The organism is Amycolatopsis sp. CB00013, assembly GCF_001905755.1.
Taxonomy (GTDB): Bacteria; Actinomycetota; Actinomycetes; order Mycobacteriales; family Pseudonocardiaceae; genus Amycolatopsis; species Amycolatopsis japonica.
This window is the reverse complement of sequence record NZ_LIWC01000002.1, coordinates 1355557-1367999: the sequence shown is the minus strand read 5'-3', so window position 1 is coordinate 1367999 and position 12443 is coordinate 1355557. Positions and strand designations below refer to the sequence as shown.

At 70.1% G+C, this 12443-nt stretch carries 8 protein-coding genes; 2 read left to right on the top strand and 6 right to left on the bottom strand.

The genetic code is table 11. The annotated features are described in order from the left end of the window. Positions 1–2: 2 nt before the first annotated feature. From AMK34_RS16610 to AMK34_RS16590, 5 genes are all read right to left on the bottom strand, one after another. Positions 3–449: a hypothetical protein gene (locus AMK34_RS16610; protein WP_073845929.1), complete on the bottom strand. Its 447-nt coding sequence runs from the start codon at positions 447–449 to the stop codon at positions 3–5. Then, positions 446–7669 carry a WXG100-like domain-containing protein gene (locus tag AMK34_RS16605; RefSeq protein WP_073845928.1) on the bottom strand — a complete coding sequence of 2408 codons (7224 nt, stop codon included), beginning with the start codon at positions 7667–7669 and terminating at the stop codon, positions 446–448. Before AMK34_RS16605 ends, AMK34_RS16610 begins: the two co-directional genes overlap by 4 nt. 10 nt (positions 7670–7679) lie before the next feature. Beyond that, entirely contained in the window at positions 7680–8009 is a 330-nt protein-coding gene (locus AMK34_RS16600; RefSeq protein WP_037334042.1) for a WXG100 family type VII secretion target, read from the bottom strand. Continuing rightward, positions 8009–8629 (bottom strand): YbaB/EbfC family nucleoid-associated protein, encoded by a 621-nt coding sequence (locus AMK34_RS16595; protein ID WP_073845927.1) that lies wholly within the window; start codon positions 8627–8629, stop codon positions 8009–8011. Before AMK34_RS16595 ends, AMK34_RS16600 begins: the two co-directional genes overlap by 1 nt. 83 nt (positions 8630–8712) lie before the next feature. Then, positions 8713–9975: an MFS transporter gene (locus AMK34_RS16590; protein WP_073845926.1), complete on the bottom strand. Its 1263-nt coding sequence runs from the start codon at positions 9973–9975 to the stop codon at positions 8713–8715. 208 nt (positions 9976–10183) lie between these two features. Here AMK34_RS16590 and AMK34_RS16585 point away from each other — a divergent pair, with 208 nt between their 5' ends. Next, positions 10184–10765 (top strand): YqgE/AlgH family protein, encoded by a 582-nt coding sequence (locus tag AMK34_RS16585; protein ID WP_007032276.1) that lies wholly within the window; start codon positions 10184–10186, stop codon positions 10763–10765. Here AMK34_RS16585 and AMK34_RS16580 read toward each other — a convergent pair. Further along, entirely contained in the window at positions 10762–11184 is a 423-nt protein-coding gene (locus AMK34_RS16580) for an SdpI family protein (RefSeq protein WP_073845925.1), read from the bottom strand. The genes AMK34_RS16585 and AMK34_RS16580 overlap by 4 nt on opposite strands. A gap of 65 nt (positions 11185–11249) precedes the next feature. Between AMK34_RS16580 and AMK34_RS16575 the strand changes: the two genes are divergently transcribed. Further along, on the top strand, positions 11250–12401 hold the full coding sequence (locus AMK34_RS16575; protein WP_073845924.1) for an esterase-like activity of phytase family protein: 1152 nt from the start codon (positions 11250–11252) through the stop codon (positions 12399–12401). The last annotated feature ends 42 nt before the right edge of the window (positions 12402–12443 follow it).

The window sequence follows — 12443 nt, the reverse complement described above, 5'->3', positions numbered from 1 at the left end:
AATCATCGCGCCCGGTTCGGGAAACGGGGCTCCGCGCGGAACGACGGCGGCTCACCGGCGGCGCGGCGGGCCAGCTCGTCCTCCCACATCTTGAAGGTGCGCTTGCGCAGCGACTTGATCAACGCCGATTCCTGCGGGTCCACGCGCCGGTTCTCGCTCTTGGCCTGCTGGTAGAGGCCGTCGATGGTCTCGTACAGCGCGAAGATCGGACCGTCGCCCTTGAGCTCGTACGCGCGGGCTCGTTCGGTCTCCTGGACGAACTTCTCCTCGGGCACCTTGCTGATGTCCGAACTCGCCATCGCCCGCAGGACCTCGCGCACATGCTCCGGTTTTTCGTCGAACTCGCCGGAGCTCAGGTTGAGGAGGTAACCCGTCAGGCCCCCGTCGGGAGTCGACTCGACGCGGTACGTCTTCCCGAAGTACGTGTAGAAGGACGGTGTCTGGATCACGTGCTCTCCTCCGGCGGCAGGCCCTTGCGGAGCCCGGCCATGAACTTCTCCCGGACCCGGTCCATCAGGGCCGCTTCCAGCAGGGCCTGCTCCGGGGACAACCGCTTCTTGTTGTCCGCGTCCAGTGTCCGGTTGTACGTCGGGAAGTCGCGGCGGACCTCGTACAAGGCGTGTTCGTAGGCCGAGACGGTGTCGATATGCCGCAGGTGCAGCCGCAGTTCGGCGACGTGCCCGTTCGGCAGCCGGACGTTCATCTGCAGATCGCGGTACCCGCTGTCCTGCGGATTCGCGAACCGGTCGTCGAAGCTGACGATCCGGAGATCCGGATCGGCCATCACCGCGTTCAGCGCGTTGTAGACGTCGGCCAGCGTGTCGAACTGGATCTTCACGCCCACCAGGTCGGTGAGTTTCGACGCGTCGCCGTCGTAGCCCTCGATCTTCGCCTTCGCGCGGTCGTCGTCCTTCGGACCGGGACGCCCTGAGGACTCGCCGTTGTTGTCGGCCGCGATCCGCTCGGCGATCCGGTTGAGATCGCCCTGGTTCTGCGGCCAAGCCTCCCGCTCGGCGTCCAGGAACTCCTGGATCTTCGCGGTGTCGCCCTTGTCCGCGCGATCGAAGCCGGCGTGGTACTGATCGCCCGGTTCCACGTCGGCGGCGATGTCCGCCGCCGCGTTCGCGAGGTCCCGCTGCTCCTGCGTGAGCGGGGTGTCGCCAGGACCGTCCTGGTGGACGTCGTCGATCATCTGGTGGCCGCGTTCCTCGACGTCACGCAGGGCGTCTTCGAGGATCGGGATGGCTTCCGGGTGCAGCAGCAGGCTGCCGATGGTCATCGGGTTGTTCAGCAGCGAAGCCCGCAGGTACGCGTTGTCGGGGTGCTCCATCAGCCGGACGAGTTCCGGATGCGCGGGCAGGTGCTCGCGGATGAAGTCCCGCATCGGGCCGACGTCGTGCTTGACGCCGTTTTCGTCCTCGTGGACGGCCCGCTTCTTGTCCGGGTCGAGTCCGTCGACCGCGGCCGCGACCTCGGGATCGTTCAGGAACCGCTCGACGTCGGCCCGGCCTCCGTGCGACGGCTCGTCGGACGCCATGCCGTAGCCCGCGTCGCGCGGCGGCGTGACGATGGGACGGCCGTCCGGCCCGATCCGCGACGGCTGCACGTCGGGCGTGTCTTCCCTGGCGAACGCGATCCGCGGGTCCACCGCCGGCTGATCCGGCCGCGCGAACGCGATCCGCGGGTCGACCGGCCGCGTCGACGAGGTCTCCGTCCGCGTGGTGTGCCCGTCGGTGTGCTGCGCGGCCGGGCCCTCCGGGACACCGACGTGCATCAGTTTCATGCCCAGCGGCGGATGCGGCAGGTTCATCAGCGCGCCCGACTGCGGGTCGAGGAACGCGACGCCGTCACGCGTGTTCGCCACCATCGCGACGTGCCCGCGTTCGACGCCGTTCTCGTCGAGGTACTTCACCGCGACGACCGCGTGGTGATCGGTCGGCATGCCGCGCATCTCGCGGATCACGGCGTCGTAGTCGGCGCGGTCGGAGAACTGCCCGCCGAACCGCTCTTCGACGTGCTCCAGCGTGCCGCGGCTGTCCATCTCGTGCACGAGCAGCGGATCGGCGGTCGAATCGATGCCGTTCAGCCGGTCCATGTACGCGCCCGGCGTGCGGGTGCAGTTGGAGCGGTAGCCGTTCGCCAGCGCGTCGGGGTCGTTGAAGTGCGGGTTGACCTCGCCGAGCCGCGGGTGCCGGTCGGCGATGTAGGCGGCCTGCTGCTCGGGGCTCGCCGAACCGGCGTGGATCGCCGGTTCGCTCGGCGGGTTGGTCGCGACCGCCATCGACGAGTAGTCGCGCTCCGGGACCGGCAGTTCGGCCGTGTCGTCGGTGGCGGAGTGGTCCTGAGCGGGCTGCTCGCCGTATTCGGGACCCTTGTCGGCGTCCGCGACCCCGTGCTCCGCCGGGTTTTCCGCGGTGAGATGCGGGGTCTGCGGCTCGTCGAAACCACCGAGGCGCGCCATCGACTGCGCCTGGGCGAGACGGGCGAGTTCCGGTGCCTCGGCGGCGTGCCGGGCCCGCCGCTCGTCCATCTTCTGCTTGGCGGTGTCGGGGTCGAGGTAGCGCGGGTCGCCGGGAGTGACCTCTTCGGCGTGGATCACCCACTTCGGCCGGTCGACCAGCGGCGGAGTCTTGAACTCCTTGCTGTGCACGTAAAGCTGCGTGGCCGGCTTGTTGATGGCCTCGTTCTCGCCGGGGTTCTCGGCGAGCGACGAGACGTCCTTGCCCGTCTTCGAGACGATGTGGATCTCGACGTCCTGGCCGAACTTCGACTTCGTGTCCGGCGACGTCTTGATGGTGGAGCTGGTCATCGTCGGCTCGGGAACGGTCTGCCCCGGCTCGTAGTGCGCCGCCATGATCGCGGCGGCCTGCATGTCGCCCTTGGTGTCGATGCCGCGGATGGCCTCGCCGTGGAAGTCCGGCAGCTCGTTGAGCGCGCCGACGATCGCCCGGGTGCTGCGCTGGGCGTTCTCGAAGTCGGGGTGCGACTCTCCCTTACGGTTCGCCTCGTTGATCGCGTAGGCGTGTTCGCGCGAGTACGAGTAGATCGCTTCGGCCGCTTCGGGCGAGACGCGATCCTTCAGCGGGCTCGCTTCGAGACGCCTCAGCGCCTTTTCGCGGGCCTGCTCGGCGAGGTCGGCGGAGTCGTAGCGGTCACGGAGGCTCTTGTGATCCTCAGGCGTGCCACGGAAGTTCTCGTCGCCGAGGTAACTCTCGTCGAGCCGCGCCGGCGTCTCTTCCGGACCCTTGAGCCGCTCGGCGATGTCGACCTCGGTCTTGGGCGCCTGCTCCTGGACCGGGGTTTCGGCTTCGCCGGTCTCGTCGGTCTTGTCGGTGTGGGTGGTTTCCGGTGCTTCCGGCGAGTGGACGTGCGGAGCGTCGCCGCCGCCCATCGGCATCGCCTTGATCGACGTCGGATCGTCGGGCAGCGTCGCGAGCCGCCCGGTCATCGGGTCGGCGAAGACCACGCCGTGCGGCGTGTTCACCGCGGCGACGATGCGCGTCTCGATCCGGTCCTTGGACCGCGGCGAGCCCTCCGGCGCGTTCGGATCGGCGGGGGCGTGATGCTCGAACGCCACCGCGGTCCGCGCGCCGACCGGACGTTCGCCCAGCTCACGGGCGACGTCGGCGAAACCGTTCCGATCCGACCACTGCCCGCCGAGCCGGTCGCTGACGTGCTGCAGCGGCGAACCACCCGTCGACGGCCCGGCGACGGCGTCGCCACCGTCCATCCGGTTCTCGAACGCGACCAGCGCTTCGGCCGAGTTCGTCTGGTAGCCGTCCTTCCACGATTCGGGCGCGTAGTAGTTGCGGGTGTTGGCCTCGCCGATCGCCGGAAGCTCGTCCATGACCAGCCGGACCTGCTGGTGCGGCGTCTCGGTCGAACCGGCGTGGATGACCGGCGTCCCGCCCTCTTCGAGCGGCTTCGCCAGCTCGGACCAGCCACCGTCGGGAGCGTGCTCCCTCGGCGGCTTGGGGAGCTCCCGGACCGGGGCGTCGGTGACGTCGGTCCAGCCACCCTTGCCGTCGGCCAGCTTGGTTTCGAGCCCGCCGAGCCCCTGGGTCTGGAACAGCTCCGGGTGATCGCGGCGCAGCTGGGCTTCCTGGTCGGCGGCTTCCTGCGCCAGCCGCTCCTGCACGGCGTTGTTGTAGTCGCGCCGCTCGGCGACCTTCTGGTGGACCTCGTCCGGGCTCAGATGGCCGTCGTCACCGGGGACGACCTCTTCGCATTCGACGATCCACTTCGGCAGGTCGTTCGGCGAACCGTCGTCCAGCCGCTTCTTGTAGTCGGGGTGTTCGGGATGCCCCGGGCCCATCTTGACGTCGGTGACGCGCAGCTGCGTCGCCGACTTCATCAGCACTTCGCGTTCGTCCTTTTTGGACGCGAGGTCTTCGATGTGGCGGCCGGTCTTCGACTGGATGCGCATCTCGACTTCGCCGGGGAAGGTGCTGCGCGGGTGGTCCGGCGTGACCCGTGACGTGCTCAGCATCTGCGGGTCGACCATGACCTGGCCCTTGGCGTGCGCTTCGAGGAAGGCCCGGATCGCGCTCTCGTTGCCGTTGAAGTTCACCCGCCGCGAGACGAGACCGTCGTAGGCGGGCATCTCGTTGAGGCCGGAGGTGATCGCCTCGATATGCGGCCGGAGCGCGTCCAGCTCCGGGCCGCCGTGACGCTGGGCGTGCGTGATCCGCTCGGCCATGTCGGTGCGCGTGTAGCTGTGCACCGCGTACGCGCCCTGATCCGACATCTGCTTGACGCGCGGATCTTCGTGGGCGTCGCGTTTGGCGAGACCTTCGCGGCGGACCTGCTCGCTCCGCGCTTCCCCGGTGTCCTTGTCGAAACCGCGCTTGTCGATCTGCGTCTCGGCGAGCGCGCGGTAGGCGGCGGGATCGTCCGTGCGGAAATCCGGGTCGGTCAGGTACGGCTCGTCGACAGTGGCCCTGTCGTCGGGCGTGGGCGCTTCGGTGTCCTTCGGTGCCTCGACGTCGTTGGGCGCGTCGGTGTCCTTAGGTGCGTCGGAGTCCTTGGGGCTCTCGACGTCCTTCGGCGTCTCGGTGTCCTTGGGGACTTCCGTGTCCTTGGGGGCCTCGACGTCCTTCGGCGCCTGGGTGTCCTTCGGGAGCTCGGTGTCCTTGGGCGCGTTCGCGCCGTGGTCCTGCGGCACCTGCTGCGGCGCGTGCTCCACCGGCCGCACCGGCGGCTGCTGCTGCTGCGGACGCTGCGGCTGCTGGGGACCCGCGTTCCCGTCGTGGCCGGGGCGCGGGGCCGGGACCTGCGGCGGACGTTGCGGACCACCGAAACGCGGCGGCTCGGCGCCGGGCGGCATCGGCCGTCCGGGCTGCTGTCCGGGACGTCCCGGCTGACCGGGGTGGTGCCCTGGCGGAGGCGGCGGCATCGGGCCGCGGTTGCCGGGGAACGGACCGTTGCCCGGGTGCTGGGGTCGCGGCGGAGGCGGCGGGTAGCCCCCGGGACCGCGGTTGCCCGGAGGCGGACCGGGCGGAGGGGTCTGCGGGCGCGGCGGAACCCCGCCGTTCGGACCGGGACCGGGCCTGCCCTGGTAACCCTGGGGCGGCCGCGGCGGGCCGGGCGGTGGTGGCGGCTGTGGCGGTTGCTGAGGACGCTGACGCGGCCCACGATCCTGCGGATGTCCACCCTGGCCAGGGGGTGGCGGCTGCGGCCCGGTCGGCCGCGGACCCATCGGGCCCTGCTGTCCTCGGTGCGGCATCGGTCCGCCGCCGCCACCCGGAGGCGGCGCGAACCCACCCGGAGGCGGCGGCTGCATCGGCTGCTGGCCCTGGAAGGGCATCGGCGCGGGCGGCTGGTCGAACCGCGGCTGCTGCGGTCCGCCGTTGCCGGCGAGACCCGCGGCTTGGACGCCGTCGTTCGGCCGGGGAGGCCGGGACGGATCGTGTCCGCCGGGCGGGAAACCTCCTGGCGTGGGCCCGTTGCCCGGCGGGTTGCCGCCGGGCGCCATGCCGTAGCCACCCGACGGAGCGGACGAGCCGGACGCCATCCCGTAGCCGCCGGAACTCGACGGCGCGCCCGAGGAAGCGGCGGGTGGCATCGCGCTGGACTGCGACGGGCTCGGCGAAGGGCCGTGCGACGGACTCGGGGCCGGACTGGACGCAGGTCCTTGTGCCGGGCTGGACGCAGGTCCTTGCGACGACGAGCTCGGTGCCGGGCTTGAAGCCGGCGTCTGGGCAGGGCTCGCCGCCGGAGCCTGCGACTGGGCGGGGGGCGCCTGCTGCTGATTCCCCGCCGCGGCCTGCTGCTGTTGTTGTTGCTGCTGACCGGATCCGTTGTCCGCGACCGGTGCGTTCTGGTGGGTCTGCGCCGCACGCTGACCGTCGCCGGTGTCCGCCGGACGTTCCGGAGCCTGCGTCGAGGACTGGCTGACCCGATCGCCGTCGGCCGCCCGCTGGGGCTGCGGATCGGCGGACGAACTCCGCGGCGAAGGATCACTGTCCGAAGTGGACCGTGGCGCCGGGTCCGGCGAAGAGTCCGACCGCGACGAGGAATCCGAAGAAGAACCGGAGTCCGACGACGACCCCGAGTCCGACCGCGAAGAGCCCGAGTCCGAAGACGAAGAGTCCGATCGCGAAGAAGAACCGGAATCCGAGGAACCCGGCGTACGCGAAGGCGTCCCGGAATCCCCCGAATCCACATCGGGCGTCGTAGGCCCGTCACCCGCCGCCGGGCCGGGCGTGTTCGCGGCCTTGATGTCGCCGATCTGGCTCTTCGCCCCGTCGACACCACCGCCGACCGCCCCGCCGGACGCGCCCATCAGCACGTCCTTGGCCGAAAGCTTGTCCAGGTCACCGGTGACGGCGGCCTGCCCGACCGTGCTGGCGACGCCTTCGGCCGCTCCGCGCACGGCACCCCGCGCCGCGCTGTCGACGATCTGGCCGCCGACGCTGTCGGAAAGTCCCTTGGTGGCGCCCTTGCCGATACTGCTGCTGCCCGCGCCCACGACACCGTCGACGGCGCCGCTGATCGCGGAATCCTTGGTCTTGCTGAAATCCCAGCTGTCGCGGTCGCCCTTGGCCATCTGCAGGCCCTGGATGCCCGCGTCCATGGCGAGGTTCATCGCCGTGTTCTGCAGGACCTCCTTGCCGATCTTCTTCAGGCCCTCCTTGAGAAGTTTCTCCAGGAGTTCCTTCGCGACCTTCTTGAAGCCTTCCTGCGCGAGCTTCTGCATCAGCTGGCGGAAGATCATCTGGACGGTCATGCGGGTGGCGATCTGCGCCGGTGCGATCCCGGCCGTCGAACCGCCGAACGTCACCGCCGCGGCCGCGATCATCGCGACGATCTGGGCGGCGAGGATCACCAGCGAGATGATGATCATGTACTTCGTGTACTCGACGTCCAGCGCGGTCGCGTTGCACGAGTCCCCGAGCGCCTTCGAAGAATCGGCGAGCGACTTGAAGTACGCCTCGTCGCCCTCGACGAACTTCTTCCAGGCCTCGGCGAACTTCTCCGCGCCCTGACCGCTCCAGCCGCCGAGGACCTCGGTGGCGCCCTTGGTCGCGGTGTCGGCGATCGGCTGGATCGCCTTCGAGGCGTTGTGCCAGGCGTCGCGCAGTTCGCGGAGCTTGTCCTCGTCGCCTTCGGGCCAGCTTTCCCCGACGACGATCGGCAAGAGCCACTTGACCGCGTCGGGCATCTCCATACCCACGGCGCTAGACCTTCTTGTCCAGCGTCGACTTGATCTCTTCCTCGGCGTTCGTGAACGCGGTCATCGAGCGTTCGACGTTGTGCTGCATACCCCGCAGCGCCTCGACGATGTTCGCGAACCCCTCGGACGAGCCCTGCGCGCCGGGCTCGTAGTCCTTAGCGAACTCCTTGCCCGCGTCGTCGTTGCCCCAGCACTGGCCGAGCGAGTTCATCGCGGCCAGCAGTTCCTTGCCCGCCTCGTCCAGCTGGTCCGCGGCGATCCCCAATTTGGCCGCGGCCGACTTCACCGCATCCGGATCCGCGGTGAATCCGGCTCCGCCCCCACCGTTCGGCATCAGACTCCCCTGGTCAGCCAGCTCGAAGGCGGCTCTTCCTCATCGTCGTCCTGCTGACGCACCCGTTTCGGAACCGGTTTCGGCGTCGGCGGCGCGGGCGGGGCGGCCGGTGGCGGAGGAGGAGGCGGCGTGTCGTCCTTGATCATCAGTGGCGCGTCGAAGTCTTCGTCGGACTTCGCCGGCTCTGCTTCCTCTCCGGCCGCGAGGAAGTCCGGAATGGCAGGCATCAGCCCTTGCAGCGAAGGCGCGCCTTCGATGAGGTCCGAAAGGTCCGGCAGCCCTTCGGTGATCGGGGCCATCAGCTCGGCGACCTGCTGCTTGACCTGCAGCGATCCCTGGCGGACCAGGGTCAGCACGGTGTTGGCCAGCTGCGCGGGGTTGGTGCGCTCGAAGGCGTTCGGCTGGATCTCGAGTTTGGCGAGGGTGCCGGTCGCGTCGATGGTGGCGCGGACGAGGCCGTCCTGCGAGACCACCGTCGCGGACGTCTGCGAAGCGGCTTCTTGCGCGTCCCGGAGCTGGGCCGTCTGGCGCTCGAACTGTTCGAGCAGCGTGTCGACCTGGTCCTTCATGGCGGCATTGCGCGCTTCGAGGCGTGCGCTGTCGTCGCCGGCCGTCGTCACTTGAGCCCCCGCTAGTGCTGGATCCCGGGCATACGCCACCCGGTGTCGGTAAGCGTCACCCTAATGCCAACGCCCGCGCCATATCACCGGATCTGGTGTTTTCGCCCGGCGAGCAGATGACCGGCGGCTCCCGCCAGGTAGAGGACGGTCGCCGTGACGAGCAGCCCCGGCGAGCGTCCGTCGGCCGGGATCACCGTCGCGGCCAGCGAGACCGCGACGACCTGGGTGATGTTGAAGAGCGTATCGTAGAGCGCGAAGACCCGCCCTCTCGCTTCGTCGGCGACGTCGAGTTGCACCGAGGAATCGACGCAGAGTTTCAGCACCTGTCCGGCGCCGGTCACCAGGAACGCCGCGAGCAACGCGGTGGGGATCGTCATCGGCAGGCCGAGCGCGGACTGCGCGACCGCCGCCAGCACCAATGCCCCCACCACGACGCGGACCCTGCCGAACCGCTTGATCAGCCAGGCGGTCAGCAGCCCGGCGACGAGGATCCCGGCGCCGGCGAACGCCGCCATCTCGCCCAGCCCCGTCATCCCGGCGGCGAAGTGGTTGCGCATCAGCAGGACCGTCACCAGCAGCGAGATCCCGTACGACGCGCGATGGGCGAACAGCGCGACGAACCCGGCCGTGACGCTGGGCGTGCGCCAGGCCGCCTTCGCGCCGTCGGCCAGGCCGCGGGCGACGGCGAGGGCCGGGTTCGACGGCTCGTCGACCGTCGACGGCCCGAGCAGTCCGCGCGCGAAGCCGGCGGCTAGGACGGCGGCGCCGATCCCGCCCAGCGCGGCGACGGCGGTGACCCAGGCGGAACCGGCGTCGTCCGCGCCGGTCAGCGCCCGGAGGCCGATCGCGCAGCCGCCCCCGACGACGGCGAGCACCGAACCCCAGGTGGCCGCGAAGGCGTTCGCGGCGACCACGGACTTCTCTTCGACGACATGGGGAAGCGACGCGGACAGACCCGAGCCGATGAACCGCGAAATGCCTTCGGACGCCAGCGCGAGGGAGAAGAGCCCGATCCCGGCCACACCCGTGCCCACGGCGACGGCCGTCGCGAGGATGGTGGCCGACCGCAGCAGGCTCGCGAAGATCAGGACCTTCCGGCGGTCCCAGCGGTCGAGCAGAGCGCCCGCGAACGGGCCGACGATCGAGTACGGCAGCAGCAGCGCCGCGAATCCGCCCGCCATGGCGAGCGCGTCGGCGGCGCGTTCGGGGTTGAAGAGGACGGCACCGGCCAGCCCGGCCTGGTACATGCCGTTGCCCCAGTGCGCGGAAAACCGCGTGAACAGCAGTCGGAGGAAGTCACGGTCGCGGACGAACGCCCTGGTGGGCGCCGTGGCGGTGGTCGTCACGGGAGCAGCCTATAAAGGTGGCCGATGCGCTTTGAGGTCGCCTCTCGGCGGCTATGCGCAGTGTGGCTCCAGCCGGACGGTATTCCACAAAGGCGGTTCTTCAGTGAGCCCGGGGGACACGGAAAGCGCACCGACCGTTGTGTCCAACGGTGCTCGTGATGCTGTTGTTCCCAGAGCCGGACGATTTGTCTCCGCTCGAAGTGGGATCATGGCGGACGTGCCAGCGGACGCCGAGGTCGAACCGGGAACGCTCCTGGTCGCCGCCCCCACGATGTTCGATCCCAACTTCCGGCGAACCGTCGTGTTCGTCATCGATCACCGGGACGAGGGAACGCTCGGCGTCGTGCTCAACCGGCCGAGTGACGTGCCGGTGTACGACGTGCTCCCCAACTGGGGCGGGCACGTCGCCGAGCCGCAGTCGGTGTTCGTCGGCGGTCCGGTCGAGAAGAAGACCGCGTTGTGCCTGGCCGCGTTGCGGACCGGCGAGACGGCGTCGAGCGTGCCCGGCGTGATCGCCGTCCGGGGTCCGGTCGCGCTGGTCGACCTCGACACCGATCCCGAGATCCTGGTGCCGAAGGTCCGCGGCGTGCGGGTGTTCGCCGGGTACGCGGGCTGGGATTCCGGCCAGCTGGCGAACGAGATCGAACGCGACGACTGGGTGATCGTCCCGGCGCTGCCCAGTGACGTCCTCGCCTCGCCGCACCACGACCTGTGGGGCCAGGTGCTGCGGCGTCAGGGCATCCCGCTGGCGCTGCTGGCCACCCATCCGGGCGACCTCCAGCGCAATTAAGCGGTGGCGGTGTCGGCCTTCTTGAAGACGCCGCAGGTGCCGCACGCGCAGCCGCTGCAGCCGGCGGGCCGCTCCGGTTCGGGCTCCGGCACCGTCGCGGCGGCGCGGTTGCCGAGCACTCCCCCGGCCGCGACCAGCGCGACCATCCCGGCCACACCCACGAACGAGGCGAGCAGCAGCCCGAACGTCGTCGGCATGACCAGCGCGGCGATCCCCGCGAGCACGGCGATCACGCCGCCTGCCAGCGTCGGGACCCCGGCGACCTTGTTGCCGAGCCGGAAGGCCTCTTCGCTGCGCATCGTGGCGGCGGTGCGCACGCCGGCGCCGCGGTCACGCGGCAGCTTCTCGCGCAGGCCGAGGAACCCACCCCAGCCGACGAGGACACCCAGCACGATCGGGACCAGCGCTATGACGAACACTCCACGAGGATAAGCGTGACGTCCCGGCAACCTGCCGGATACCCTGATCGACTGTGCTACAGGCCATGTCACGCCGTGCTCTCACTCTCGCCCTGATCGGGGCCGTCCCCCTCACCCTGATGGCCGCACCGGCCGCCGAAGCGGGTCACCGTCCGCTTCGCCTGATCGGGGAACAGATCGTCCCGAACGCCCTGCCCTACGAAGGCACCGTCGTCGGCGGCCTGTCCAGCATCGACTACGACCCCCGCACCGGCGAGTACGCGCTGATCTGCGACGACCGCTCCGCCATCAACCCGGCGCGGTTCTACACGGCGAAGTTCTCCCTCGACGCCAAGGGCCTCGGCCCGGTGACCTTCACCGGCACCAAGCCGCTCCTGCGTCCCGACGGCACGCCGTACCCGCCGCTCGCGAAGAACGACCCCGCGCAGCCGCCGAACATGCAGACCATCGACCCCGAAGAGCTGCGCGTCGACCCCTGGACCGGCCGGTACGTCTGGTCGCAGGAGGGCGAGCGGTCGGCCGCGGCGCGGATCGATCCGTCGATCCGCGAGGCGGAGCGCGACGGCTCCTACGCCCGTGACCTGCCGATTCCCGCCAACGAGAAGATGACCGAGACGGCGGGGCCGCGGCAGAACCTCGCCCTCGAAGGCCTCACCTTCGCGGGCTTCGGGTCGCTGGTCGCCAGCTCGGTCGAGGGCCCGCTGCTCCAGGACGGCCCGGAGCCGAACACCACGTCGGGCGCCCTTTCGCGGATCACCGTCCAGTCGCGGTTCGGGCCGGTCCTCGCGCAGTACGCGTACCCGCAGGAGAAGGTCTTCGCGTCGCCGAACCCGCCCGGCGCGTTCGCGACCACCGGCATCTCGTCGCTGCTGGCCGTCGACCAGGCCGATCCGACGCGCTACCTGGTGATGGAGCGGTCGTTCGTCACCGGCGTCGGCAACAAGATCCGCATCTACGAAATCGACACCAAGGGCGCCACGAACGTCCTCAAAACGCCCTCCCTCGCCGATGCGACGAAGGTCAAGCCGGTCAAGAAGCGCCTGTTGGCCGACCTCGCGGACTTCGAACTGTCCACGGTGGACAACGTCGAGGGCATGACCTGGGGCCCGCGCCTCCCGAACGGGGAGCGCAGCCTGGTCCTGGTCAGTGACAACAACTTCTCCGCGACCCAGGTGACCCAGTTCATCGCTCTGGCGGTCCCCTCGGAACGCCTTTGACCTGGGCGTTAAACTGGACTCATGAACACGGCTCGGCTGCTC

Bases quoted from the DNA above. Each gene is read 5' to 3' on its own strand.
- AMK34_RS16605 (WP_073845928.1), bottom strand. From the start codon at position 7,669: ATGGAGATGCCCGACGCGGTCAAGTGGCTCTTGCCGATCGTCGTCGGG.
- AMK34_RS16600 (WP_037334042.1), bottom strand. From the start codon at position 8,009: ATGCCGAACGGTGGGGGCGGAGCCGGATTCACCGCGGATCCGGATGCG.
- AMK34_RS16585 (WP_007032276.1), top strand. From the start codon at position 10,184: ATGGCGGACGTGCCAGCGGACGCCGAGGTCGAACCGGGAACGCTCCTG.
- AMK34_RS16575 (WP_073845924.1), top strand. From the start codon at position 11,250: ATGTCACGCCGTGCTCTCACTCTCGCCCTGATCGGGGCCGTCCCCCTC.